Source organism: Turneriella parva DSM 21527, assembly GCF_000266885.1.
Taxonomy (GTDB): domain Bacteria; phylum Spirochaetota; class Leptospiria; order Turneriellales; family Turneriellaceae; genus Turneriella; species Turneriella parva.
On the sequence record NC_018020.1, the window covers coordinates 3,009,582 to 3,034,741 of the forward strand.

Consider the following 25,160-nt stretch of genomic DNA (forward strand, 5'->3'; position numbering starts at 1 on the left):
ACGATACAGCACGGAGAAAAAATGAGAGAGTTTCACGACTTTAACAAAATCAGAATTAAACTGGCTTCGCCCGACAAGGTGCGCGAATGGTCGCACGGCGAAGTCAAGAAGCCCGAGACGATCAATTACCGTACGCTGAAACCCGAGCGTGACGGTCTGTTTTGTGAGAAAATTTTCGGTACCACAAAAGACTGGGAATGCTATTGCGGCAAGTTCAAGTCTATTCGCTACAAAGGCGTCATGTGCGATAAATGCGGTGTTGAAGTTACGCATTCGAAAGTACGCCGCGAGCGCATGGGGCATATTGAACTCTCATACCCTGTCGCACACATCTGGTATTACCGCACCGTGCCGAGCCGCATCGCGCTGGTTCTCGACATGTCTGCAAACGACATCAAGAGTGTGCTGTATTTTGAGCGCTACGTTGTCATCGACCCAGGTGAATCTGGCCTGGAACTCAAGCAGCTCATCACACAAGAAGAGCATGGCCGCCTGGTCGAACTCTACGGCGACAAATTCTACGCTTCGATCGGCGCCGACGCTGTGAAAGAATTGCTCTCGATGGTCAACATCGAAGAAGAGATTCGCCTCATTCGTGCGCGTATCGAATCAAAGAAAAAGATCAGCGACAAACGAATTCTGAAGCGCCTTGAAATTCTCGAAGCTTTCCGCGACAGCAGCAACCGTCCCGAGTGGATGGTGCTCGACACGATTCCGGTGCTGCCACCCGAGCTGCGTCCCATGGTTCAGCTCGAGGGCGGTCGTTTCGCAACATCTGACCTGAACGACCTTTATCGCCGTGTGATCAACCGCAACAACCGCCTGAAGCGTCTTCTGGGTCTGAAGGCTCCCGATATTATCGTTTCAAACGAAAAGCGCATGCTGCAAGAAGCCGTCGATGCGCTGTTTGACAACAGCCGCCGCAAAAAGTCGATTAAGGGCAAGGGCAACCGTCCTCTCAAGTCGCTCTCTGACATGCTCAAGGGCAAGCAGGGCCGCTTTCGCCAGAACCTGCTCGGTAAGCGCGTCGACTATTCTGGTCGTACCGTAATCGTCGTCGGTCCCGAACTCAAAATTTACCAGTGCGGCCTGCCGAAGAAGATGGCTCTCGAGCTCTTCAAGCCCTTCATTATGAAGTGGCTGGTAGATAAAGAGTACACACAGAACATTAAATCTGCTAAGCGCATGATCGAAAATGAGGAGCGCGAAGTTTTCGAAGGCCTCGAAGAAGTGATTCATGAGCATCCGGTTCTGCTGAACCGTGCACCGACGCTGCACCGCCTCGGCATTCAGGCGTTCTTGCCGGTTCTCGTTGAAGGTAAGGCGATTCAGCTGCATCCGCTCGTATGCCATGCATTCAACGCAGACTTCGACGGTGACCAGATGGCGATTCACGTGCCGCTGTCGCCCCGCGCGCAGCTAGAAGCCTGGCTGCTGATTCTTTCAGCGCATAACCTGCTGAACCCGGCGAACGGCCACCCGATCGTCGGCCCGACGCAAGACATGATTCTCGGCCTCTATTACCTGACGGCAGACCTTGCCGGCGCCAAGGGTGAAGGTTTCATCTATGACAATATGGACGAACTGCACTACGCGATCGACCGTGGTATTGTCGAATACCGCGCGAAGGTGCGTTTTGCGCAGGCTGACAAAATCTTTGAAACGACACCAGGCCGTTTGATTTTCAACCAGCTGCTGCCCCAGAATTACCCTTACGTCAATAAGCCGCTCACCAACAAAACAGTGAACGAGATCATCGCTGATCTCTATAAACTGAAAGGCGCGGCGGTAACCGTACGTTTTCTCGATGCGATCAAGAAGCTCGGCTTTCAGTCGGCGACGAAATTCGCGCCGACGATTTCAATCGAAGACGTGAAAATTCCCGAGTCGAAGGCACGCATCATCGATAAGGCCAACAAAGAAGTCGAACGCGTTGAGACCGAGCACCGCAAGGGTGTAATCACAAACGAAGAGCGTTACAAGAAAGTTATCGATATCTGGACAAACGCGAACGAGAAGATTACTGAAGATCTTTTTGCTCTGCTCAGTGAAGACCAGGGCGGATTTAACCCGATCTACGCCATGGCGATATCGGGTGCAAGGGGCTCGCGATCACAGATTCGCCAGCTCGCCGGTATGCGGGGCCTTATGGCCAAGCCATCGGGTGACATTATCGAACTCGCAATTCGCTCGAACTTTAAAGAAGGTCTCGGCGTTCTCGAATTCTATATCTCAACCTCAGGTGCACGCAAGGGTCTTGCCGATACGGCCCTGAAGACTGCCGATGCAGGTTATCTGACACGCCGCCTCGTTGACGTTTCACAAGACGTTATTGTGCGAGAAGAAGACTGCGGCACGAACGAAGGCTTCAACATGAGCGCCGACAAAGAAGGCGAAAAAGTCATCGTGACACTGCGCCAGAAAATTTCGGGACGCTACCTGCAACAAGACATTAAAGATCCGAATACTGACGAAGTGATCTACATTCGCAATACCCTCATTACCGATGAGATGGCAGCGCAGATTGAAACTTTGGGTTATGAAACCGTAAAAGTGCGTTCGATTCTGACCTGCGAGTCGGTGACGGGTGTGTGTGGTTGCTGCTATGGCATCGACCTTGCGACACTGCAGCCGGTCGAGAAGGGCGAAGCGGTGGGCATTATTGCCGCGCAGTCAATCGGTCAGCCGGGTACACAGCTGACGATGCGTACTTTCCACATTGGTGGTACAGCGACGACCAAATCGGCTGAGAGCACTATCAAAGCGCCATATGACTCCGTGGTCTTGCAGATTCAGGGCCGCCAGGTTGTGAATCGCCAGAAACAGCGCATACTCGCAAAACGCGGTTCGGTGGTGATTGCACAGATTCTCGGTCGCTACACCAAGAATCAGTTTGCAGAATTCACTCTCGAAGCCGGTGCTAAACTCATTAAGGGTGAGGTTCTCGGTAAGTTGAAAGACAAACAGGGCCCCGACGCGATGCTGTATTCGCCGGCTGCCGGTACGATTTTCGTCGAGAAGAACGATATTTACCTGCTTGGCCCTGAATACGCAATTCAGCTCGGTGCGGGTTCGGTTCTGCACATCGAAGAGAATCAGGTTCTCAAAGCGGCGCAGCTGCTCTGCGAGTACGACCCATACAACGCTCTGATTATTGCGACACACAGTGGTCGCCTTGAGCTCGTAGACGTTGAAGACGGCAAAAACCTGCGTATCGAAGACACGGGAGACCGCACTGTAGGCAAGCTCAAGAAGATTGTCGCTTACAAGAACGAAAAACTCGTGCCGCGCGCGCACATTTATGAGAAAGGCAAACTCGTCGCTGAAACCCCGCTGCCCGTGGGTGCGATTCTGACCATCGACAACGGCAGCACGGTACAAGAAGGCGATATTCTCGCGAAGATCGAATCGAAAGCCGAGAAAACCCGGGATATTACCGGTGGTCTGCCGCGCATCGACGAACTTTTCGAGGCACGCCACCCGAAAGATCCCTGCCATCTGGCTGACATCGACGGCCTGCTGCGCGATACCGGTGAAATCGTGCGCGATAAGCGCGTGCTCAGAATAATTCCTGAGGGGCTCAAAGGCGAAGATGCAGAAGAAAATGCAGTTTCGATCTCTATCCCCATGCACAAGCAGATTCAGGTTCACGACGGTGAAATGGTCATTCGCGGCGAACCGCTCGACGACGGCGTGATGGATCCGCACGATCTGCTGCGCATCATGGGCGAAGAGCTCACACAGCGGTATCTGACGCGGGAAATTCAAGAAGTCTACCGCCTTCAGGGCGTGTATATCAACGATAAGCACATCGAGATCATTATCCGCCAGATGATGAGAAAGGTCGAGGTGACTGATCCAGGCGACACAATATTTGTGCCGATGAGCCAGGTCGACCGTGCGATATTCAAAGCAGAGAACCTGCGTGTTCAGCGGGATGGTGGTGCCGAGGCGACTGCAACCCCGATTCTGATGGGCCTGACGAAGGCCTCTCTGAACTCTGAAAGCTTCTTGTCTGCGGCGTCTTTCCAGGAAACCACCCGCGTACTGACCGATGCGGCGATTAAGGGCAAAGACGACCCACTCGAAGGTCTGAAAGAGAATATCATCATCGGGCACCTGATACCTGCAGGTACGGGTATGCGAGATTACCGCGATATTCGCGCCTATAAGGCTGTCATGGGCGACCTTTTCTATACCGAAGAAGAGCTCGATCAGCTCTACCAGGGTGGCGAAAAGCCAGAAGAAGTAGCGGCGTTAGCCCCTCCCGGCAGGGCAGTGGGTGAAGACGCTGAAGAAGAAGAGTCTGATGAGGAATAATGGCAGATGCATTGACGGTGTGTCGAAAGTTCAATCTCTGCCCACTTAAGGAAAAGTATGCCAACAATTAACCAGTTGATCCGGTTCGGCCGGGAAAAAATGACGACGAAGACCAAGTCTCCGGCGTTGCGGGCGAACCCGCAGAAGCGTGGAGTTTGTACCCGCGTTATGACGGCGACCCCCAAGAAGCCCAACTCGGCGCTGCGTAAAGTTGCGCGCGTGCGTTTGGTGAATGGCGTTGAAGTCACGGCATACATTCCCGGAGAAGGCCACAACCTTCAAGAGCACTCGGTTGTGCTCGTGCGCGGCGGCAGGGTGAAAGACCTTCCCGGTGTGCGTTATCACATCGTGCGCGGTTCGCTCGATACACTCGGTGTCGACAAGCGCCGCAAAGCGCGCTCTAAGTACGGCACGAAGCGACCGAAAGCTTAATCGGCAGAACAGGTTTAAAGAGGAACAATGGCACGACGCAGAACTAAGAGCCTCACCCGCGAAATCAACGGTGACGGCGTACACAACAGTATACTCGCCCAGAAATTTATCAATTCGATGATGCTTGATGGTAAGAAGTCGACCGCATCACAGCTCTTCTATGACGCGCTTGAGCGCGTTCAGCAGAAGACCGGTGTCGCGGGCATCGAGCAGTTTTTCAAGGCAATCGAAAACATTAAACCACAGGTCGAAGTAAAATCACGCCGCGTGGGTGGCGTGACTTACCAGGTTCCCGTAGAGGTTTATCCTGCCCGCAAACAGTCGCTGGCAATTCGCTGGCTCGTCGGCGCGGCGCGTGACCGCTCGGGCAAAACGCTGTCAGATAAGCTGGCGAATGAAATCATGGATGCCGTGAACAATAACGGCGGCGCCGTGAAGAAAAAAGAAGAAGTCAAGCGCATGGCCGAAGCCAACCGCGCATTCTCTCATTACGCCTGGTAATCTTGCCAGATGCGTCGTCAGAATCGATGCATGCAGACGGTGGCTGCTTTGTGAGCCACCGTTTGTGCCCAACAACTGAATATTCGACAATCATTCTCAAAATCAAAAATTAACAAGAAGAAAAAATAATGGCACGTAAAGTAAACCTCAAACAACTCCGCAATATTGGTATCATGGCGCACATCGATGCGGGCAAAACAACAACAACAGAGCGTATTCTCTATTACACCGGTAAGTCTCACAAGATCGGTGAAGTGCATGAAGGTGCAGCGACGATGGACTGGATGGAGCAAGAGCGCGAGCGCGGTATCACAATTACCTCAGCGGCGACCACCTGCTTCTGGAAAGACCTCGCAGGTGAACAAATTCAGATTAACATTATCGATACCCCGGGCCACGTTGACTTCACGGTCGAAGTTGAACGCAGTTTGCGCGTTCTTGACGGTGCGGTAACCTGCTACGACGGCGTTGCGGGCGTTGAGCCACAGACTGAAACCGTGTGGCGCCAGGCCGACCGCTACCACGTACCACGCCTTTGCTTCGTGAACAAAATCGACCGTATGGGTGCGGATTTCTTTCGTGCTGTCAGCATGATGAAAGACCGTCTGGGCGCGAATGCCGTGTGCATTCAGCTGCCAATCGGCGTAGAGTCGGGCTTTGTCGGCGTGATCGATCTCGTGCAGATGGACGCCGTAATCTGGTCGGGCGAAGAGCTCGGCGCTAAATTTGAGCGTAAACCCATACCTGAAGATCTGAAGGCGCAGGCAGAAGAGTACCACAATATTCTGGTGTCAGCGGTTGCCGAAGTCAACGATACTCTGACCGAAAAATACCTCGAATCGGGCACGCTCTCAAAAGAAGATCTGGTTGCCGGTATTCGCGAAGGCACGATCGGCATGAAAATGTTTCCTGTGCTCTGCGGTTCGGCATTCAAAAACAAGGGTGTGCAGACTCTGCTCGATGCAGTCGTCGCGTACCTGCCAAGCCCGCTCGACATACCTCCGGTGAAGGCATTCAAACTCGATCAAGAAGTAACCGAAGAGCCTGCGTTGATTCGCAAGGCAGACGACTCTGAGCCGTTTGCAGCGCTCGCGTTTAAGATCATGGCCGACCCGTATATCGGCAAGCTGACATACTTTCGTGTTTATTCAGGCACGCTCAAAAAAGGTTCATATGTACTCAACAGTACAAAAGGCCAGAAAGAGCGTATTGGCCGCCTGTTGCAGATGCACGCAAACTCGCGTGAAGATATCGAAGAAGTCGCAACAGGCGAAATTGCTGCTGCGGTAGGCCTCAAAGACACGACGACGGGTGATACTCTTTGCTTAGAAGAAAATCCGGCAATTCTCGAAAAGATGAATTTCCCGGCGCCCGTTATCGCGGTTGCCGTTGAGCCAAAAACCAAGAGCGATCAGGAAAAAATGGGCGTGGCGCTCAACCGTCTCTCTGAAGAAGACCCGACTTTCCGCGTGCACACAGACGAAGAAACGGGCCAGACAATTATTCAGGGTATGGGCGAGCTGCACCTTGAGATTCTCGTCGATCGCATGAAGCGTGAATTCAAAGTTGAAGCAAACGTCGGTAAACCACAGGTTGCCTACCGCGAAACAATCCGCAAGAAAGTCGAGCAAGAGGGCAAATATATCAAACAAACCGGCGGCCGCGGCCAGTATGGTCACGTCTGGATTCGTCTCGAACCGCTGCCACCCGGCGGCGGTTATGTATTCGAAAACAAAGTTGTCGGTGGCACGGTCCCGCGTGAATTCATTCAGCCGGTAAACAAAGGTATCGAAGAGGCACTAGGTTCGGGCGTAATGGCGGGGTACCCCGTTGTCGACGTTAAAGTTGAACTTTTTGACGGTTCATACCACGATGTCGACTCGTCAGAACTCGCGTTCAAGATCGCAGGTTCAATGGCGTTTAAAGATGCGTGCCGCAAAGCCGGCCCCGTGCTGCTCGAGCCGATCATGAAGGTCGAAGTCACGACTCCTGAAGATTACATGGGCGATGTTGTTGGTGACCTCAACCGCCGCCGCGGTAAGGTGAACGCGATGAACCAGCGTGGTAATGCACGTGTGATCGAAGCGCTGGTGCCACTCGCCGAAATGTTCGGTTACGCGACTGAACTGCGCAGTATCACTCAGGGCCGTGCGGCATCTTCGATGCAGTTCGAGCACTACGAAGAAGTGCCGCCCAATATCTCGAAAGAAATTTCAGAAAAAGCCGCCGCGAAGAAATAGACCGGCGTTTGTACAGCGGATTTTTACCGCGAGGCAAGCAGAGTCGGTTAATCAGGGCATGGTGCAGCAGCTGCCTGGGCAGCGCTCAGCCATGCCTTTCTTTTTTCAGGGGTGCAGCTCTGCAATTTGTCGAGCTCAGAGAACCAGCAGACATATTTGCCTTCAGGCTTTTTGAGGCAGGCGTCGTAGGTCCGTTGCAGAGCGGCATTGACTGCCGCATAGCGCCTGAATTGAATGAGCGTCGCATTGTTGATTTCCGGGCGCTGCGCTAGCTCACGCGCTGCACCCACCTGCGCAAATTCGCTCTGGCGCTTCTTTAAAACGTCTTGAAAGGCCCGAAACACCGCGCGCTTTTCGGTGAGTTTTTTCGCAGCGGGCAGGTCGGTTTTGTACAAATCTTCGAGCCGCGCTTTCAGAGCATCTATCAGGCCATAGAATTCTTTTGCTTTGGCCTGTGCGCGCGCCTGTTCGCGCTCATCGGGAAAGGGCTGACCCTCGGCTATCAGATAATCGGCCGCTATCTTGCGTTCAATGAAAGAAGCCAAAAGCTCTGAACTCGTCGTGTCGCCCTTGAAATAGAGGCGTTCGTGCGCGATTTCATGGCCGAGCAGTCTGGCAAGACCATAGTCACCCCAGTCGAGCTGGCTTGAATAGAGCGGGTCTTCAAACCAGCCGAGTGTCGAATAGCCGCCTATCTCAGAGATGTGCACATCGAAACCCGCTTCGCGGTACCTCTGCGCCCACGCTTCGGCAAGATCTCTGTCAAAAAAGCCCAGATAGTCGAATTTGCCAAAGGGAAAAAAGTTGAATGATTCGGCTTTGAGGGAAAAGGCGGGGGCGAGCGTGATGTTGAACCCCAGCTCGGCGCGGCCGAGCGCGAAGTAAGATCTATAGCTTTTTGAGTCAGTGATCGCGTAATGCTTTTCGATGAAAGCCCGTATTTTTAACGTCGATTCCAGGGCCCTGCGTTCGGCCATTGGCAAGTTGGTAGCGAGCAGCCTTTCGGCGATAGGCTCTTTGTAGAGTATGACTTTACTCTGGTGTTTGGCGAGCTGGTACAAATAGGGTAACCAGCGCCAGTTGACCCCAATGAGCACAGCGGGCACGATCAGAAAGATCAATATCGTTATACGCCGTCGCCTCGAGCTCATGCCGCAACCAAGGGTTGGTCTGCCGCGAAGCTGTCAGTCGTTTATCCCTTTACCGCGGGTCAAAAATCCCTGAAAGTGCTATCAGTTTACTGAAAAAGGAAACTCATAGCGGGCTTACGGAGCCAGCGAGAGAGTTTTTCTCAGGAAAAGACGTTCACATGCCCGATATTCCCCGTTCGCACATACGCAATTTTTCGATCATTGCCCATATCGACCACGGCAAGAGCACGCTCGCCGACAGGTTACTCGCGCTGGGTAAACTGACAGACGAGCGCACGGGTAAAGATCAGATTTTAGACAGTATGGATATCGAGCGCGAGCGCGGTATCACCATCAAGAGCAATTCTGCATCCTTCTACTGGAAAGGTGAAAACGGTGAGACATACCTTTTTAACCTGATAGATACCCCCGGCCACGTCGACTTCACATATGAAGTCTCGCGCTCGCTCGCTGCCTGCGAGGGAGTGTTGCTGCTCGTCGATGCGACGCAGGGGGTGCAGGCCCAGACTCTGGCCAACTTCTACCTCGCGCTCGAAGCCGATCTCTACATTTTGCCCGTCATCAACAAAATCGATCTGCCGTCTGCCGATGTCGAAAAGACGCGCGCGCAGATCGAGAAATCGCTGGGCCTCAGCGGAACCGACGCAGTGCCCGTATCGGGTAAGTCGGGCATTAATGTCGAAGCGTTGATGCAGGCGATTATCGACAAGATACCCGCCCCGCGCGAGCAAGACGCGGCTCAGGGGGCACGCGCGCTGGTCTTTGATGCGTATTTCGACACATACCGCGGGGTCGTTGAAAAAATCCGCGTCTTCGACGGTGAAATCAAGAAGGGCGACCAGATCAGCTTTATGCGCAAAGGCGGGGTTCACCCGGTAAACGAAATCGGCATTTCGCAGCTGCGCCTTGTGCCTCAAGATTCGCTCAAAGCGGGTGAGGTGGGTTATGTCGTTACCGGCATCAAAAACGTCGCTGAAGTGATGCTCGGCGATACGATCACGCTCGCGGCGAAGCCTGCGTCGGTACCGCTGTTTAAATATAAAGAAGTGAAGCCGATGGTTTTCTCTGGCCTTTTTCCGGTGAATGGCGATGACTATCCGCTGCTGAAAGAGTCGATGGATAAGCTTGCGCTGAACGACCCGGCTCTGATCTACGAACCCGAAAGCTCTGAAGCGCTCGGCTTTGGTTTTCGCGTCGGTTATCTCGGCCTCTTGCACATGGAAATTGTGCAAGAACGCCTCGAGCGCGAGTTTGGTCTTGCGCTGCTGACAACCGCGCCGTCGGTCACTTACCACATCTATTTTCAGCACAAGCCGATGATGACGCTCAATAATCCGGCGGAGTTTCCTGATCCCGGTGACATTGACCGTATCGAAGAGCCTTATGTCAAGGTTGCGATTATTTCACCGAGCGAACACATGGGCGCGATTCTGCAGCTGCTCGCCGACAAGCGGGGCGAGAATGTGTCGATGAACTATCTCGACACCACAACCGTACAGATTATATACCTCGTGCCGCTCGCAGAAATGATCTTTGAGTTTTACGACAGGCTTAAGAGCGTTTCGCGGGGTTATGCGAGCCTCGACTATGAGTTCGCCGAATACCGCAGAAGCACGCTGGTTAAGCTCGATATTCTCGTGCACGGCAACAAAGTCGACGCACTCTCGATGATCGTACACAAGTCGGCGGCCGAAACGCGCGGGCGGCAGGTGATCGAGCAGCTCAAAGAGCACATTTCAAAGCACCAGTTTGTGATTGCGATTCAGGCGGCTGTCGGCGGCAAGGTGATTGCGCGCGAAACCATCAGCGCGCTCAGAAAAAACGTCACCGCAAAGTGTTATGGTGGGGATATCAGCCGCAAGCGTAAGCTGCTCGACAAACAGAAAGAAGGCAAAAAACGCATGAAGATGATCGGTTCGGTTGAAATTCCGCAAGAAGCTTTTCTCTCTGTACTCAAAACCGGAGACTGAGACTTGCTGCGGCTGCGGCATGAAACCTCTGCGGGTGTAATCGAAGCCCGCTTCTATGGTGCCGAGCGTGCAGGGTTCGGCGTCAATTCACCCGAGACGTATAACGAGATTCTGAATTCTCTCGAATTTGTTTCGGCGCTGCGCTACCTCGAACAGGTGCATGGCGACCAGGTGCATGAGGTCAGTGCGGATGACGCCCGCATTAAACTCGTGGGCGAGGGTGATGCGATGATCACGCGCGACCCCGGCACAGCGCTGGTGATTCGCACGGCGGATTGTATTCCGATATTGATCTGTTGCCGCCAGAGTGGCCTTATCGCTGCCGTGCATGCAGGTTGGCGCGGCCTTGCAGCCGGCATCGTCGCAAAAACTGTGACAAAACTCTGCGCCGATCAAGGGGCCGCAAGGGATTGCCTGCAGTTTTTCGTCGGGCCTTGTATAGCTGCAGATTCATATGAAGTGGGTCACGAGGTCGCCTCGCAGTTTTCTGCGGCCGCCAGCAGGCAGCGACCCAATGGAAAATATTCTTTAGACCTGCTCTATGCACTTAAAGAACAGCTTAGAGCTCTTTCGATCGGTGAGCCACAGATTGATTTGCATGTGGCCGATACATTCACCTCGACCGAATGGTATTCTGCCCGGCGGGGTGACAAACTGCGAAATTTTGCGGTAATCGCAAGGCATGCATAAGCAGGCTCCGGAAAAGCTCATGCATGACTGCTAACAGGTTTCTTTTTCGCGAACCTGTTAGTCGACCGTCAGTAGCTTCATACCCACTGCAAAAAGAATCGTCGAATAGCCGCCCGAGAGCGAATCAGCACCGGGTGCGACATCGAAGCCGACGAAATGCCGGTAGAACGAAACGTCGGCAAATATAGTGTGCTGCTCATCGAAGTGGTAGCGTATCACTAAACCTGGCGCGATGCTAAATGAATCGCTCATTGCGGGCTTTTCACCCGAATAGCGAGTAGCAGCGTAGTGGGTGAGGTTGTCGTAGCCGACACCGAGCGATGCGAGCAGCGAGAAGGCCGAAAACCGCAGAAAATCATAACGCAGATCGCAGCCCATATAAAGAGAGTTCACGCGGCTGGTCTGCTGCAGCGAATTGCTGTTGGGGTTAAAGTAGGCGTAAGGCCCGGGCGATTCACCAAAACGGAAATCGAGTTTCATGCCGATGGAGATCCTCATCAGCGAAAGAGACAGCAGCATGCCGATGCTTGGTTGGTTACCGAGGCGCGCAAGGTTGTTCGAGGGCAACCAGGTGCCGCCTGAAACAGACATCTCATACGCCAGGTTATCAGAACGTTCGATCAGGTCTTCGTGCGCCCATTCGCGCAGTTTACCCCCGCGCGCGGCCTTCAGCTCAGCCGTGTAGGCAAAATAGCCATTCATGAGCCAGGCTCTGACGATTTTGCCGTCTTCGGTCGTCACCGTTGCCGCTTCAGCTTTGCTGCGCAGCAGTTCTCTGAAGGCATCGGGCAGCGTGTCGCCACGGCGAGCAGCATCGAGGCGAGCCTTGAGCCTTCGATCGATGGGCGCTTCAGCTGACCCATCGGGTTCGAATGCGAGCTGGTAGAGTTTCCATTCGTCGCTGTCGGCACACTCCCGAGACCATGCCCGGGTCACCTGCCATTCGGGAAATTCTGCCTTGTTGATGAGGGTTGCCGCGTTTATCGCAGCTTCTGCACATAAATTATTTCTATTCTGCGAAGTAAATATAAGGTGATCTATGTCAGTCGAGGCCTGCGCAACAGGGGGATTTATCAATGCAACGGCAAGTGCTGCCCTGCACAAAACATGGCGCATATGTCTGGTGGGGGCTTTGACCACAAAGGCAGAGCGCGCAAAACCTGCCTGCCCGTCAACACCAAGCCCTGCACGAAACTGATTGATTTTTTGCGGCGCGCGCGCAAGGTGCCGCACGGGTAACCGTCACGCACCGCCAGGGGAAACGGGCGCGGGGTAATTTTCCCCAAAAGAGAGAGGTATCATGAAAAAAATGTTTTTGATAGCGGGTGCGATTGCCACAGTGGGCGGCCTCGTTTTTGCCGACGCAATGCGCACGCACACTGACCGCAAAGCGAAGTTTACAATTCAGCATCCCGGCAGCTGGAAAAAGACCGTCAATCAGGGAGGCACCAACGTCACTTTGGCGACAAAAGACAATCTGGCGATGGTGCAGGTAATTCGCGCAGACGTTGAAGCCGGCACGACGACCGACGCGTTTCTGAAAGAAGTCGAAAAGCAGATCGGTGAAACCCACGTGAACCAGCTGCCCGAAGACAAGCGCCATGCCCCTGCCGACGATCTGGCAAACATGAACGCTGACGAAGGTTCTGCGGGCTATTACGATCTCGACCACGAAGGGCAGAAGATTCACCAGTTCATTATGGTATTGCGCAAGGCAGAAGTTGTCTATGCCGTCACGGTAACTTTCGCCGATCTTGCTACGGATAAATATAAAGACGTTGCGATCAAAATCGCTGATTCTGTTAAGATTCTGAATTGAAATCGGCTCTGAAAGCCCCCGTCAGACAACGGCGAGCATGCGGTCAAGCGACGCGCGTGCTCGCTTTATCGTGTCGTCGCTCAGTTCAATCTCGTATTTTTCGTCGCGCAGAGCGTCGCGCACCTTCTCGAGTGTAATCTTCTTCATGTGCGGGCAGGTTTGGCATGATGAAATGAAGCTCACTTTGGGAAACTCAGCCCTGAGGTTGTCGCCCATGGAACATTCGGTCATGAGCAGAACCTGATCGGCACCCGATTCACGAATGTATTTGCCCATCTGTGAAGTCGAACCTGTAAAATCAACCTTTGCGGTAACGGTCTCTTTGCATTCGGGGTGAGCGATTATCTTCGCCTGCGGAAAGCTCTTGCGTGCCACGTCGACGTCGAATTCTGTATAGAGCTCGTGTACCATACATTTACCCGGCCAGGGAATAATTTTCTTCTTTGTCTGTTTCTGTATGTTCTGTGCTAAATAGCCGTCGGGAACGACGAGCACGGTATCTGAATCGAGGCTCTCGACGATTCTGACAGCATTGGCGCTCGTGCAGATGATATCGACTTCGGTCTTCACGTCTGCCGTGCAGTTGATATACGAGACAATCGGCACACCCGGATACTGCCGCCGCAGTTGCCGCACGTCTTCACCCGTCATACTTTCGGCGAGCGAGCAACCGGCTTTCAGATCGGCGATGAGCACCTTGCGCGACGGGTTCAGAATCTTGGCAGTTTCGGCCATGAAGTGAACCCCATTAAAGAGTATAATGTCAGCATTGCTTTCTTTCGAGCGGCGCGCCAGTTCGAGTGAATCGCCGACGACGTCTGAAATGCCGTGGTAGACGTCGGGAGTCATGTAGTTGTGGCCCAGAATTATGGCATTCTTTTCTTTTTTGAGCTCAAGAATTTCGCGCACCAGCGGTTCGCGCGCGTCGAGCTCTTCGGGCAGGTAAACCTTACCCGCACCCTCTCGCCATTTCTGAATTATTTCGTTTGTCATGCTTCAGCCAGCAGAGCCGGCTGAAATATGACAAACCTCAAAACCGATCGAGGTATTCAAACACAATCATGCGATTGGTTTTCTGGCCGATGCCCATCATGAAGTCGATTTCGAACGCGAGGTGGTCGAAAAAATCAAAGCGCAGACCCACGTTAAACAGTGTTTCTTTGAGCCGATTGCTGTCGAAAAACACGCGCTGAATCTCGAAAATCGGCACGAACTGGCCTATCGGAAAATCGAGACCAAAGTAGAGTTCGGTGTCTTCGGGGGTATACGTCGGTTGAATCGGGGTACGAATACCGGTGTGCAGGTGTTGCTCTTGCCCGAAAAGATATATGGGCTTGGTAACCGTAAAGTAGGGGCCCAGAATCATACGATTGTACGGGTTTTCGTTCTGCGCCTTGCCGCGCCTGCCGGCATAGAACGCATCGTAACCCACTGCGAGCAGAATCGGGAAATCCTGCCAGCCGTCGGTGAGTTTCACCTTGCCGAGAACCCCGGGAATATTGAATCGGGCGTTGTTCTCGCCAATGGCATTTTCGGCATCGAAGGCGACACCCAGATAGACATTGTCATGCACGCCCAGAATGTTGCGGTTCAGAAGGCCACCGCCATCGTAGGCGCTGACAGCGACGTCAAATTCGCCGCGTTTCAGGGTCACGGCGGTTTGCGTGTTCACGGCATCGATCAGCGGCACTGTCGCACCCAGGGTACCAGCGCCAAGACAGGCGCAAAGTATGCTAATGGCGAGTTTATTTCTCATGGTTCTGAAAATGGCGCGGCTAAGCGCTTAAGTTACGTATCGTCCATAAATCCCACTATGGAAAAGAAAAAATATCGCCGAAAATGATACATGGCGCGAATTACAGACATCAGCGATTCAGGGGATTTCGAATCGCCACGGTACCGGGGTGAGGGCGATTCTGGTCGCCGAAAAACCCTGCTGCTCTCGGCCGCTGTGGTGCTGCTCATCGCGCTCATTGCCGGCGGGGTATATTATATTCTGTGGCAGAAAAAGCAGACGCTCGACCAGACGCGCCTTAAGGTATCATCTGATTTTGAAGACGCCAATTCGCGCAAGATGGCGCCCGACCAGCTGCCGCAAGACGCCGAACTGAGAAAAGCCGTCGAGATGTATAACCGCGGCTACCTGAAGCCCGCTCAGGCAGAGTTTCAGCAGCTGGTTGAATCGTCAAAACCGAACGATGTCAAGAGCATGGCGCTGACGTACCTCGGCATCATGGCCGACGATGAAGGCAAGTTCAATCTCGCGGCGGACTTTTTTGGCCGTGCAATCAAGTTTGACAGCCAGAATTTTTACGCGCATTACAATCTTGCGATTGCGTTACGCCACAAAGGGCTCTACCGTGAAGCGCTGTCTGCGCTCGAAAACGCGCAAAAGCTGCGGCCCGATCTTGTCGAGGCACAGAATCTGAAAGGGCAGCTACAATACCAGAATCAGGATCTCAAAGGTGCTGAGTCGACGCTGAAGCAGGCGATCGAAACCTCAAAAGACCCGCTGGCATATTACAATCTGGGTATGGTCTATAAAAAAGACGGAAAGTTCGCCGAGGCAAAAGCAGCTTTTCTCGATGCATTGAACGGTGCGTCGGCCGGTGAAATCGCATACAAAGCGGCGACTCAACTGGGTATGCTACACGCAACGCAGGGCGACCTGCCGAACGCAAAATACTATTTTGAGCGGGCAGTCGCCCTGTCGCCGGGCAATGCGAAGTACCATTACAATCTTGCGCTGATTCTGCACCAGACGGGTGAAAACGAACGCGCTCTTGCCGAACTGGGCGAAGCGATAAAGCTTGGCAGTGAAAATCCGCAGACCTATATGTATGTGTCGAGACTCTACGCCGAGCTCGGCAAGCCAGACCTCGCCGAAGCCGCGCTGCGGCGCGCGCTCGCCGAAGCGCCGAAAGACCCGGTTATCTTGTCGCAGATGGGCGACATGCTTGTCGCGCAGGCAAAATGGGCGCCCGCAATTCAGATTTTTCGCGAGTTCTACGAATCAAGCCCGCGCACGCAAGAAAAGGCGCAGGCTCTGTATAACCTGGGTAAGGTCTACATGGGGCTCAGGGACTACCGCAACGCAGCACAGGCGCTCGAGTCGGCGCACCAGCTCGACATGCTGAACGAAGACGCGTTGGTTCTCTTGGGTGAAGCGCATGTGCAGAACGGGCAGGCGCACCGGGCCGTGAGCCTCTACAAAGAAGCGCTTCGGATTAACCCTGACAATCTGAAAGTTCTGAAAGGGCAGGCGCAGCTCTATCTGAATCTGGGCGAACTCACTGAAGCTGAAGCGGCTCTCAAGCGGCTCAGCGATCACCCGAATCGCCGCAGCGACGATGCCTACTTTGCCTCGCAGATGCTCGGCGACCTCTACATGAAGCGCAAGGCATACGACACGGCGATGCAATATTACGAAAAGGCATCTCAGTCGACCGATGCGAATGTGCGCTACAATACGCTGCTGTCGCAGGCCGATGCGATGCTGCAAACTGAAAGACCGGTACAGACTGTTTATCCGCTGCTCGTACAGGCAATTCAGCTGAGACCCGCGGCCGACGAAGCGCGCTTTATGCTCGCGCGCGCGCTGATGCGCGAAGGAACAATGTCAGCGCAAGATAAAGCAATCGAAGAGCTGCGGCTCATTACCGCAGAAGTGCGTTCGGTGCCGCTTGCGTCACGCGCGCATACACTGATGGGAATCATCTGGTTTAAGCAGGGCCAGCTCAACCGCTCGCTCGATGCGTTTAACCGGGCGCTCGAGCTCGACCCGGCCAACTCAGAAGCGTTTCAGAACCGCCGGTCGGTGGCCGACCGCCTTGAAAATGGATAGACCCCGCCGCTCGCGGCTCTAACGCATCGTATGCAGCCGCTCGGGCGGCTATATCGCAGCATCGCATTTCGATTTAAACGTCGGCTTGGCCGGCGGTACCTGCCGCTCTGGCTGAAGGGCACAGTCATCATGACTGTGTTTTTCTTGCTGCCTTTTCTGGGCTTAAGCTACTATTCAGTCACACAAAGCACCGAGCGCGAACGCGAATCGCTGTTTCAGAATTTTTATCTGCGCGCGCATGCCTTTTCGCTCGAGGTGCGCACCTTTCTCAAAGACAAGGTAGACCTGCAGCCGGGTAACCTGCACCTGGTGTCGCGGGGGGCTTTTGCCACCGCATACGATTTGCCCGTGCCAGATTCGGTGCGGCTGAACGTGCAGGCCTGGCTGGCGTCAGACGCCGGCGGAGCTTCGCTCGTCGAATTCTATATCGACGGCGAAAAAGGATTTCCCCGGATTCTATACCTTGAGCGGCAGCGGCAGAGGCTCTACCTGATTTTTGAAGCGGCGTTTCTCTCTAAGCTGCTCGATGTTTCGCCGAATATCGGCACCGACGACCGCATATTTCTCTACAATGCGCATGAGCAACCTTTTCTTTCGAATACAATCGAAGAAGAATACCGTGTGCCGGCCGACTGGCAGGCAGGCATTCACAAGCTTTTCTGGGAAAACCAGATCAATGGCGTGCAAGACCTGACGATCAGGGGTACGCGGTTTATTGTCGCACGCTACAGGCTGCGCGACCTGCCACTGCTCGTGTACCTCGCGCGCCCTTATGCGCTGGCGATGCAGCCGGTTGAAAAGACGGCAATCGAAATCGCGGTCATTTTTTTGTTGGTGGGATTGATAGTTTTCATGTTGATGATGTACTTTTTTCGCGACCAGCTGAGAACCTTACAAAAATTGCGGCTCTTTATTGATGGCAAGCTCGCCGCCATAAAGGCACGCCGCGCGTTTCAGATTCGTGACGAGCGTACCGAGATTTTTTCTGATATCATTGCCATTCGGCATAAAGAGTTGCGGGCCCGTTTAGAGAGAGACGATGCCGAGCGGCGTACCCAGGCGAAGGCCGATTTTCTGGCGAGCATGAGCCATGAGATACGAAATCCGCTGAATGCAATTCTGGGTATCGCCGACCTTCTGCGTGACCGTTCAACCGATGCCGATTCGCGGCGCTATCTGCAGCTGATACGCGATTCGGGCGACAGCCTGCTGCAGATCATCAACGACATTCTCGACATATCAAAGATCGAGAAAAACCGCATGACGCTCGAATCGGCCGAACTGGATCTCGCAGCGATGCTGGCCGACCTGCAGCTGTTTTATGCCGAAAAGGCACAGAGGCAGCGCAGCCGCATCGTCGTTGAAATCGCACCCACTGCCGGTGCCCGAGTTCTGGGCGATGCGACGAGAATTCGCCAGATCATCGTAAATCTGCTGAGCAATGCGCTGAAATTCACCGAGGCAGGTCAGGTGACGCTGCGGCTGCGCCGCACACCCGGTTCTGACAAGGTTCGCCTCTATGTACACGATACCGGCATCGGCATCTCACGCGAGCATATTCGCCGCATTTTCGCTGCGTATGAACAGGCAGAAAAGTCGACGACAAGGCTTTATGGCGGTACCGGGCTCGGCCTGAGTATCGCTCTGAGGCTCGCCTCGCTCATGAGTGGTTCGCTGAGTTGTCGCAGTAAACCCGGCAAAGGCACGACCTTCATGTGCACGCTGGCATTGCCGCAGGTCTCGGCGAGACTCGAAACGGTCACCAGTGAAAAGGGCCCCGGCGTGCCTGAGCACCTCGCTAGGCTCAGCATATTGGTCGCCGAAGACAATGAAATTAACCAAATGCTCATGACAGAAAACCTGCAGACCCTCGTCGGGCGGGTCGTGATCGCTGAAAACGGTGCGCAGGCGATCGAAAAGTTCAGCCACGAGAACTTTGACCTGATCTTTATGGATATTCAAATGCCCGAAGTTGACGGACTCGAAGCGGCGCGCGAAATCAGAAAGCGAGAGGCAGAAGGCGGTAAAGCCCGCACCCCGATTGTCGCGCTTTCTGGAAATGCCATGGCCGACGATGTCGAAGCTGCCCGGCAGGCGGGCTGCGACGCGCATCTCGCGAAGCCGGTGCGGCGCGACCAGCTTATCGCTTCTCTCGTGCAGTTTTGTCCGGCTGAAACTCAAGCGGAACGCTGAAGCGCAGGTTCGCCGCGGGAAAAACGCGGTTGCGCCGTGTGGCCACGGGCACAATCTGCATCGTTGCCACAAAGGTCTTCAGCACCTCAGCGCCGCGCAGCAGCATCAGCGACCGGTAGAAGCCGCGCTTGCCGTTTTGCATAATAAACTGCCATTCGTCGATTTCTGCCGCGAGCGCGGGAAACTTCTCAGCCAAAGCCTGCCATACACTGCGCGTCTGCGTCGGGGCCTTTAGCTTCAATCGCACCGGGTGGTGGTCGGCGGCCCAGATGTAAATCGCCAGGGCCCGGTCGAGCGGGTGTTTCTCGTGGCTAAGGGCTTCGCGCGAACGGTGCGACCTGGCAAGCAGTGCGCGCAGCGACTGCTGCTCTACCTCGGGCATTTTGTAAAGAAGCTGAAACAGGTGGCCCTGCGGCACAAGGTTGTTCTGGGGCATCAGGGTTTTAATAATTTCGTATGGGATAAAGTAGCCGCCATGCGGGTGCTGCAGCACCCACGGAATCTTATTCTCTAACTTCTGGTAGCGAGGCTTAATTGCGCTGCGCGTATCATGCGCAAACTGCTTCAAAAGTGTGTTGAAGGTTTTTCTGTCGGTGGCGCTGAGCCGGGGCAGAACCAGACGGGGGTGGTATTCGACGATCAGGTGCTGCCAGAAGCGGTGAATGAACTCGCTCTTGTCGCGGGTTATGAGATACTGCGTCTTGCGCGAAAGGTATTTGAGGTAGTGCGCATCGTCATGGCGTAATATTTCACCCAGAGACTGCATTCTCTGCTTTCACACCGATGCGGCAATATCTTCGCGCCAATAGAGACGATCGGTCACGGTGCTGTTCGCTTTTGAGAATTCTTCGAGGTATGCGTAAACACGCGCACGGGCATCATCTCGGTCTTTGCCCCAGGCGACCACGTTGGCGATGCGTCCCGAGGTCGATAGCAGTTTGCCGCCCTGGCTTTCGATACCTGCACCCGTCACATGCAGCTCTGCCGAAGAGGGCTCTGGAAACACCAGCGGAATGTCTTTGGCAATGGCGCCGGGATACCCCTTCGCGGCGAGCACCACATTCACCACCGAGCCCCGCCGGTAGGGCACTAGTCTTGCCGAACCCGCTTTGATCAGCGGAAAATTCTGCGGCTGCGCGTCGTCTGTCCACAGCAGGTATTCGAGCAGGTCACCCTCGATCAGATGCAGAATCGATTGCGTTTCGGGGTCGCCAAAACGGCAGTTGAACTCGACCACCGCAAGATCGTCGGCCCGTTCGCTGCGTATCATGAGGCCGACGTAAAGCAGGCCGCGGTAGGCGAATTTTTTCAGAACGGGTTCGATAATCTTTTCATGGACGTAGATCTTCTGCGCTTCGGTCAGATGTTCACCGGGGCAATATGCGCCCATGCCGCCGGTGTTGTCACCGAGGTCTCCTGTGAGGGCGCGCTTATAGTCGCGCGCAACCGGCAGCAACATTGCCTCCCGCCCATTGCAGAGCGCAAAGAGCGATGCTTCAGTGCCGTGCAGAAATTTTTGCAAAAGCACGCGGTTACCCGAATCGCCGAAAATACGCCCATCGAAAATTTCTTTGAGCTTTTCTTCAGCCGATTTCAGATCGTGGTGAATGCTCACACCTTTGCCGGCAGCCAGACCGTCAGCTTTGAGAACGAGCGGCAGATCTTGTGAGGGCAGCGCGGCCAGGGCCGCAGCGAGCGAATCGGCGATGACACTCGTGCCATGGGGTATTTTCGCCTCGCGCATGAAGTCGTCAGAAAACGCTTTCGAGCCTTCGAGTTGCGCACCCAAAGCGTCGGGGCCGAAGACCGGGTGACCGGGAAATCGATCTTTCAGAAAATCGCGCACCCCGGCGACGAGCGGGGCCTCGTTACCCACGACGGTGAAATCTATTTTCTCGCGCGTAATGAATTCGGCGAGTTCGGTGAAGCTATCGGCCACAGCTTTCGATCGAACCCTGTCTTCTGCAGGTATCAGACCATTACCCGGCCACACGAAAACTTTTCTCGCATGGCTCGACTCTTTGATTTTGCGGTATAGCGCATGTTCACGCCCGCCAGAACCCAAAATAAGAATGCGCACAGGTGCAACTCTCGCAATCAGCCGGCGCGTAAATAGATTTAGGGAAGTACACGGCAATAGCAATGCGACCGAAATATGCCCATGCCTTCAAATCGATTGACATCCTAACTTCGGCACCGGGGCATCGGATACAAAATGAGGATGTCTCGCATACATAACGCGGCCCGGCTCTTGCTGATTGCAGGCTTCGTAACGCAGGCGGCAGGCTGTGCGCAGGTTGCCGACCCGACCCTCGAATACATAAATCCCCCTATTAACCTTTCGATTGCGCTCGTCGCCACACAAACCTACCAGTTGAGTTTTTACTCTGACAACCGCGAGGGTGGTTTTGCGGGATACGGCGTTTTTACCGGCGCGAGCGCCGCTTCGGTTTCAACAGCCGCGAAGAATATGTCGACCGACATTGCAGCCGCGCAGGGTTTTTGCAGCGTGCCGCAGCAGGCAGAATACAGGCTCGTGCGTACAATTCAGGTGGGCCCCAATGCCACCGGCTCGACCATTTGCGACATCACCACGCTCACGCTTGTTTCAGGACAGTGGGTGGGGCTGCGCGCGCGCGTTGAGCGTCCCGAAGAGCCGTGGTCGGCGGCGGCGTTTGTTCAGGTTCCCTGAACCTTGTGGATCGCCATCGGCTGCTCGCGCCCGCGAATTTTCACGAGGCCAATTTTGCTGTGGACTATTTTGTCCTGCACGAGGGAAGCGACGGTTTCAGAAATCAGGAAATCGGCCTGGGCTTTCTTACACAGGTGCTCGATGCGTGAAGCGGTGTTGACGACATCGCCAATAACTGTGTATTCGAGCTGGCCTTCACCGCCGAGGTTACCGGCAAAAACTTCGCCTGCGTGAATGCCGATACCGATGCGTATCGGGGCCTTGCCCTCAGCGCTGCGTTTTTCGTTGAAACGGGCGAGGGCGGCGCGCATCGCGAGGCCCGCTGCGCAGGCATTCTGTACGTCTTGGGCAAATGTACCCGATGAGCGCGGTGCGCCGAAGACTGCCATGATCGCATCGCCTATAAACTTGTCGACCATGCCGCCATTTTCGAAAACTGCCTGCATCTGTATTTGCCGCAGTTCTGATAGCATCGACGCGACCTCGTGTGGGGCCATGTTTTCTGAGAGCGCCGTGAATGAGCGAATGTCGGCAAACAGCACCGCGACCTCGCGGCGCTCGCTGCCGGCAAGCGACATGCCTGCCGACCCGCCCGCGGTGATTTCTTCGACGACCGCCGGTGAAAAATAGCGCGACAACTGGCGGCGTTCACCCTCAATTTTGCCGATTGCCATCACCATGCGAATCGAGCGGAATATGGCGTAAGCGACCAGCGAGGTGACCGTCAGGGGCAAGAGCAACCACAGACCTAACCACGCGGGGTAGATCAGCGCATCACCGAGAATATAGCTTGTCCAAGATTTCGTACCCGGGGCCCCGCTGATGAGAGCAAAGGCGAAAAAACAGCTGACGATCAAGACAAAGACGACCCCCGAGAAAAATACCAAAGTATGCCTGAACTGCACCATGGTCGTGAGCGTCGGTATCAGCATGAGCACCATGTACGGCGATTTCATCGCATGGTTAAAGTTATCGGGTGAATAAGTTTTGTAATAGAAAAACAGAAGGCTCGCGAACAGCAGATGGTCGGCGGTGATCAGAAAATAGTTAAAGCGGTGCATAGCCCGGTGCAGATTCTTGCGCTGCAGGTACCATTGCATCATCACGATGACTGCATAGACCAGGCAGAAGGCCAGATTCGCAATGACGTCAATGAGTTCGCTGGGTGCTGTGGCGCTCGCGATCACGAACACAAAGAAGAGCGCGAAGCGAAAAGCCAGCAGGGCCCTTGCCCCGTTCTCTTCTTCGCGCACGAGCGCATCGCGCACCGCGGGTTCGAGCTGACCGCTCTGCATCGCGCGCATATCGCAGGCAAATTGCCTCAGACGTGAAAACATGCACAAAGCTTTTCGTCGCGGCGGTCGGGGCAACCGAAATTTACTTGCGCTTGAGTCATGCGGCGCCGCTTTAACGAAAATGCCGGCGAACCCAAAAGCTCTGGTGGTTCTGGCGCTCGCGCTGATGTCGGGTGCATGCCGCGCCGTTGCCGAAGCGAATGCCACCGCGCAGAAGCCGAGGCCATCAGGTGAATATAGCTTGCACTACCAGGGCCGCAACAGAACGTACACAATCCGCCTGCCGCAGGGGCGAGAAAGTGAAGTGGGTCTGCCCCTCGTTGTCGCACTGCATGGCGCACCGGGCGACGCGGCAAATTTGGAACAGTTCACAGCGCTCACCGAAAAGGCGGGTCGCGAAGGTTTCATTATCGTCTACCCGAACGGCACGAGCGCAGAAAGTAAAACTTTTCTCAACTGGAACTCCGGCAGCTGCTGCGGTTATGCATGGCAGAACAAAGTCGACGATCTGGGTTTTTTGCGGCTGCTCGCGATTCGCCTGACTCAGGAATATGAGGTGGATAGAGAACGCATCTATGCCCTGGGTTTCTCAAAAGGCGGCATGCTCGCGTACCTGCTCGCGTGTGAAGCAGCGGATATCTATACGGGTTTTGCCGACATCGGCGGCGCATTCAATTACGGCGACTGCCGGCCGGCGCACGAAACCGAAATGCTGATCGTGCACGGGCGCAAAGACCCGGCGATTCCCTTTGGTACCGGAGTTCCCGATCGCAGAAGCCCGCTCGCCGACGATGAAAGCCGGCCCGTCGAGTTCGCGGTCGACTTCTGGCGCCGTTTCAACGGCTGCGTCGCGCAAAAAACGAAGCACGAAAAGGGCGCAGAAATCACCCGCTATGCATGCGAGCGCGGCAAATTGCGGCTGATTGTTTTTCCCGAAGACGGGCATGTGTGGCCGGGTGCGCTTGCGGGCCTCGCGGGGGCAGAGCGCGCGAGCAGTTCTTTGAGCCTGAATGATGCCATCTGGCAGTTTTGGCGCGAACCCAAAAAGCCTTTACGCTGAGTATAATGATATTTCGTTATCGTTATGGCGGTTGCCGCCCTTGAAACAAAACACGACGACGCTGTGAAACCAAAGTTTTCCGTTTTCTCCCTCGCCTGGGACAGGCTCGGCGTCATCATGTCGGGCCTCTGCCTCATTGATTGCCTGGTGCTGCCCGTTGTTTCGACGCTGCTGATCAGCCTGCAGTCTTCGATCGGTTGGGTGAAAGAGCTGCATTGGTACCTTCTGCCGGTGATCGGCATTACCGGTGGTATTGCATTTCACCACAGCTTCAAGGCGCACCGGGCCTATTCGATTGTTGCGAGCGGCGTCGTAGGTTACCTGATGCTTGCTTTCGGCGAGCTTTTTGAGCCGGCTTTCGGCTTTAAATCGATCAACTATGTGAGCGTTACCGGTTCTGCACTACTGATTTCTGCGCATGTGCGCAATCTGTTGCTCCATAACCGCGGGCACGCGCATCACGAGCACTGAGCGCACGCACCGTAAAAAGTAAATTCGTGCGCCGAAAGGCGAAAACCGGGTGGCAGAAATTTCTGTAATTCGATTCCCGGGCAACCCGGCAGGTCATAGACCTTGCCGCAGGTATTGCATTTGAAATGGTGGTGGTGGTGCAGGTGTGCTTTTTCATACAGCGCCTCGCCGCCCGGCATCTGTACAGCCTGAATTTCGTTGGCTTCGAGCAGTGCATTGACTGTTCTGTAAATCGTCGCCTGGCCGATCTTGGGTTGCTGTTCTTGAGCGAGCGTGACGAGGTTGGCAATTGTCAGCGGCCGGTCTGACTGCATGATGATTTCGTGTATAATAGATCGCTGTTTGGTCTGTCTTTGACCGATTTTCAGCTTCGACATGCGGATACACAACCAATCAGGGGACAAGGCAGCAATTTCTTATTGATCCGCCGCGCGCCGATGAGAATGGCCGTAGGTCGATATTGTTCTTTGCGCCCTGTCTCG

The 25,160-nt window shown here is 54.6% G+C and carries 20 protein-coding genes; 12 read left to right on the forward strand and 8 right to left on the reverse strand.

The genetic code is table 11. The annotated features are described in order from the left end of the window. Positions 1-21 precede the first annotated feature (21 nt). The 4 genes from rpoC (at position 22) to fusA (ending at position 7,493) form a co-directional block, all read left to right on the forward strand. Entirely contained in the window at positions 22-4,320 is a 4,299-nt protein-coding gene (rpoC, locus tag TURPA_RS14370; RefSeq protein ID WP_014804026.1) for a DNA-directed RNA polymerase subunit beta', read from the forward strand. 57 nt (positions 4,321-4,377) lie between these two features. Further along, positions 4,378-4,752 carry a 30S ribosomal protein S12 gene (rpsL, locus tag TURPA_RS14375; RefSeq protein ID WP_014804027.1) on the forward strand — a complete coding sequence of 125 codons (375 nt, stop codon included), beginning with the start codon at positions 4,378-4,380 and terminating at the stop codon, positions 4,750-4,752. Between the two features lie 27 nt (positions 4,753-4,779). Further along, positions 4,780-5,253 (forward strand): 30S ribosomal protein S7, encoded by a 474-nt coding sequence (gene rpsG, locus TURPA_RS14380; protein ID WP_014804028.1) that lies wholly within the window; start codon positions 4,780-4,782, stop codon positions 5,251-5,253. Between the two features lie 128 nt (positions 5,254-5,381). Next, complete coding sequence (gene fusA, locus TURPA_RS14385) at positions 5,382-7,493, forward strand: elongation factor G (protein WP_014804029.1); 2,112 nt, start codon at positions 5,382-5,384, stop codon at positions 7,491-7,493. 47 nt (positions 7,494-7,540) lie between these two features. On the opposite strand, the gene TURPA_RS14390 is transcribed toward fusA, so the two are convergent. Further along, positions 7,541-8,644 carry an aminopeptidase gene (locus TURPA_RS14390; protein WP_014804030.1) on the reverse strand — a complete coding sequence of 368 codons (1,104 nt, stop codon included), beginning with the start codon at positions 8,642-8,644 and terminating at the stop codon, positions 7,541-7,543. 158 nt (positions 8,645-8,802) lie between these two features. On the opposite strand from TURPA_RS14390, the gene lepA reads away from it, so the two are divergent. Together lepA and TURPA_RS22075 are read left to right on the forward strand one after the other, a co-directional pair. Next, entirely contained in the window at positions 8,803-10,614 is a 1,812-nt protein-coding gene (gene lepA, locus TURPA_RS14395) for a translation elongation factor 4 (protein WP_014804031.1), read from the forward strand. Positions 10,615-10,617: 3 nt separating this feature from the next. After that, positions 10,618-11,304 (forward strand): purine nucleoside phosphorylase YfiH/LACC1 family protein, encoded by a 687-nt coding sequence (locus TURPA_RS22075; RefSeq protein WP_014804032.1) that lies wholly within the window; start codon positions 10,618-10,620, stop codon positions 11,302-11,304. A 57-nt stretch (positions 11,305-11,361) separates the two neighbouring features. On the opposite strand, the gene TURPA_RS14405 is transcribed toward TURPA_RS22075, so the two are convergent. Next, positions 11,362-12,444, reverse strand: a complete 1,083-nt coding sequence (locus tag TURPA_RS14405) for a hypothetical protein (protein WP_157210510.1) — start codon at positions 12,442-12,444, stop codon at positions 11,362-11,364. 160 nt (positions 12,445-12,604) lie between these two features. Here TURPA_RS14405 and TURPA_RS14410 point away from each other — a divergent pair, with 160 nt between their 5' ends. Beyond that, a complete protein-coding gene (locus tag TURPA_RS14410; RefSeq protein WP_014804034.1) occupies positions 12,605-13,123 on the forward strand; it encodes a PsbP-related protein in 519 nt (172 codons plus the stop codon). A gap of 21 nt (positions 13,124-13,144) precedes the next feature. On the opposite strand, the gene nadA is transcribed toward TURPA_RS14410, so the two are convergent. Both nadA and TURPA_RS14420 read right to left on the reverse strand, forming a co-directional pair. Next, the gene (nadA, locus tag TURPA_RS14415; RefSeq protein WP_014804035.1) at positions 13,145-14,116 is read right to left on the reverse strand and encodes a quinolinate synthase NadA; all 972 of its coding nucleotides are present in this window, start codon (positions 14,114-14,116) and stop codon (positions 13,145-13,147) included. Positions 14,117-14,153: 37 nt separating this feature from the next. Next, positions 14,154-14,879 carry a hypothetical protein gene (locus TURPA_RS14420; protein WP_014804036.1) on the reverse strand — a complete coding sequence of 242 codons (726 nt, stop codon included), beginning with the start codon at positions 14,877-14,879 and terminating at the stop codon, positions 14,154-14,156. A 90-nt stretch (positions 14,880-14,969) separates the two neighbouring features. On the opposite strand from TURPA_RS14420, the gene TURPA_RS14425 reads away from it, so the two are divergent. Together TURPA_RS14425 and TURPA_RS22080 are read left to right on the forward strand one after the other, a co-directional pair. Continuing rightward, positions 14,970-16,967, forward strand: coding sequence for a tetratricopeptide repeat protein (locus TURPA_RS14425; protein WP_014804037.1), 1,998 nt, complete (start codon positions 14,970-14,972; stop codon positions 16,965-16,967). A gap of 30 nt (positions 16,968-16,997) precedes the next feature. After that, entirely contained in the window at positions 16,998-19,160 is a 2,163-nt protein-coding gene (locus TURPA_RS22080) for an ATP-binding protein (protein WP_014804038.1), read from the forward strand. Here the strand turns inward: TURPA_RS22080 and TURPA_RS14435 are convergent. Together TURPA_RS14435 and purD are read right to left on the reverse strand one after the other, a co-directional pair. Beyond that, complete coding sequence (locus tag TURPA_RS14435) at positions 19,108-19,926, reverse strand: hypothetical protein (RefSeq protein ID WP_014804039.1); 819 nt, start codon at positions 19,924-19,926, stop codon at positions 19,108-19,110. The genes TURPA_RS22080 and TURPA_RS14435 overlap by 53 nt on opposite strands. A gap of 9 nt (positions 19,927-19,935) precedes the next feature. Then, positions 19,936-21,240 (reverse strand): phosphoribosylamine--glycine ligase, encoded by a 1,305-nt coding sequence (gene purD / locus TURPA_RS14440; RefSeq protein WP_014804040.1) that lies wholly within the window; start codon positions 21,238-21,240, stop codon positions 19,936-19,938. 135 nt (positions 21,241-21,375) lie between these two features. Here purD and TURPA_RS14445 point away from each other — a divergent pair, with 135 nt between their 5' ends. Next, positions 21,376-21,852: a hypothetical protein gene (locus TURPA_RS14445; RefSeq protein ID WP_014804041.1), complete on the forward strand. Its 477-nt coding sequence runs from the start codon at positions 21,376-21,378 to the stop codon at positions 21,850-21,852. Here TURPA_RS14445 and TURPA_RS14450 read toward each other — a convergent pair. Then, positions 21,840-23,189, reverse strand: a complete 1,350-nt coding sequence (locus TURPA_RS14450; protein WP_014804042.1) for an adenylate/guanylate cyclase domain-containing protein — start codon at positions 23,187-23,189, stop codon at positions 21,840-21,842. The two genes, TURPA_RS14445 and TURPA_RS14450, sit on opposite strands and share 13 nt — an antisense overlap. Before the next feature lie 79 nt (positions 23,190-23,268). Here TURPA_RS14450 and TURPA_RS22085 point away from each other — a divergent pair, with 79 nt between their 5' ends. After that, the gene (locus TURPA_RS22085; RefSeq protein WP_014804043.1) at positions 23,269-24,207 is read left to right on the forward strand and encodes a CE1 family esterase; all 939 of its coding nucleotides are present in this window, start codon (positions 23,269-23,271) and stop codon (positions 24,205-24,207) included. A 24-nt stretch (positions 24,208-24,231) separates the two neighbouring features. Beyond that, positions 24,232-24,678 carry a MerC domain-containing protein gene (locus TURPA_RS14460; RefSeq protein WP_014804044.1) on the forward strand — a complete coding sequence of 149 codons (447 nt, stop codon included), beginning with the start codon at positions 24,232-24,234 and terminating at the stop codon, positions 24,676-24,678. On the opposite strand, the gene TURPA_RS14465 is transcribed toward TURPA_RS14460, so the two are convergent. Beyond that, a complete protein-coding gene (locus TURPA_RS14465) occupies positions 24,666-25,055 on the reverse strand; it encodes a Fur family transcriptional regulator (RefSeq protein WP_014804045.1) in 390 nt (129 codons plus the stop codon). The two genes, TURPA_RS14460 and TURPA_RS14465, sit on opposite strands and share 13 nt — an antisense overlap. Between the last annotated feature and the right edge of the window lie 105 nt (positions 25,056-25,160).

Bases quoted from the DNA above. Each gene is read 5' to 3' on its own strand.
- rpoC (WP_014804026.1), top strand. From the start codon at position 22: ATGAGAGAGTTTCACGACTTTAACAAAATCAGAATTAAACTGGCTTCG.
- rpsL (WP_014804027.1), top strand. From the start codon at position 4,378: ATGCCAACAATTAACCAGTTGATCCGGTTCGGCCGGGAAAAAATGACG.
- rpsG (WP_014804028.1), top strand. From the start codon at position 4,780: ATGGCACGACGCAGAACTAAGAGCCTCACCCGCGAAATCAACGGTGAC.
- fusA (WP_014804029.1), top strand. From the start codon at position 5,382: ATGGCACGTAAAGTAAACCTCAAACAACTCCGCAATATTGGTATCATG.
- TURPA_RS14390 (WP_014804030.1), bottom strand. From the start codon at position 8,644: ATGAGCTCGAGGCGACGGCGTATAACGATATTGATCTTTCTGATCGTG.
- lepA (WP_014804031.1), top strand. From the start codon at position 8,803: ATGCCCGATATTCCCCGTTCGCACATACGCAATTTTTCGATCATTGCC.
- TURPA_RS14410 (WP_014804034.1), top strand. From the start codon at position 12,605: ATGAAAAAAATGTTTTTGATAGCGGGTGCGATTGCCACAGTGGGCGGC.
- nadA (WP_014804035.1), bottom strand. From the start codon at position 14,116: ATGACAAACGAAATAATTCAGAAATGGCGAGAGGGTGCGGGTAAGGTT.
- TURPA_RS14420 (WP_014804036.1), bottom strand. From the start codon at position 14,879: ATGAGAAATAAACTCGCCATTAGCATACTTTGCGCCTGTCTTGGCGCT.
- TURPA_RS14425 (WP_014804037.1), top strand. From the start codon at position 14,970: ATGGCGCGAATTACAGACATCAGCGATTCAGGGGATTTCGAATCGCCA.
- TURPA_RS22080 (WP_014804038.1), top strand. From the start codon at position 16,998: ATGCAGCCGCTCGGGCGGCTATATCGCAGCATCGCATTTCGATTTAAA.
- TURPA_RS14435 (WP_014804039.1), bottom strand. From the start codon at position 19,926: ATGCAGTCTCTGGGTGAAATATTACGCCATGACGATGCGCACTACCTC.
- TURPA_RS14445 (WP_014804041.1), top strand. From the start codon at position 21,376: ATGAGGATGTCTCGCATACATAACGCGGCCCGGCTCTTGCTGATTGCA.
- TURPA_RS14450 (WP_014804042.1), bottom strand. From the start codon at position 23,189: ATGTTTTCACGTCTGAGGCAATTTGCCTGCGATATGCGCGCGATGCAG.
- TURPA_RS22085 (WP_014804043.1), top strand. From the start codon at position 23,269: ATGCCGGCGAACCCAAAAGCTCTGGTGGTTCTGGCGCTCGCGCTGATG.
- TURPA_RS14460 (WP_014804044.1), top strand. From the start codon at position 24,232: ATGGCGGTTGCCGCCCTTGAAACAAAACACGACGACGCTGTGAAACCA.
- TURPA_RS14465 (WP_014804045.1), bottom strand. From the start codon at position 25,055: ATGTCGAAGCTGAAAATCGGTCAAAGACAGACCAAACAGCGATCTATT.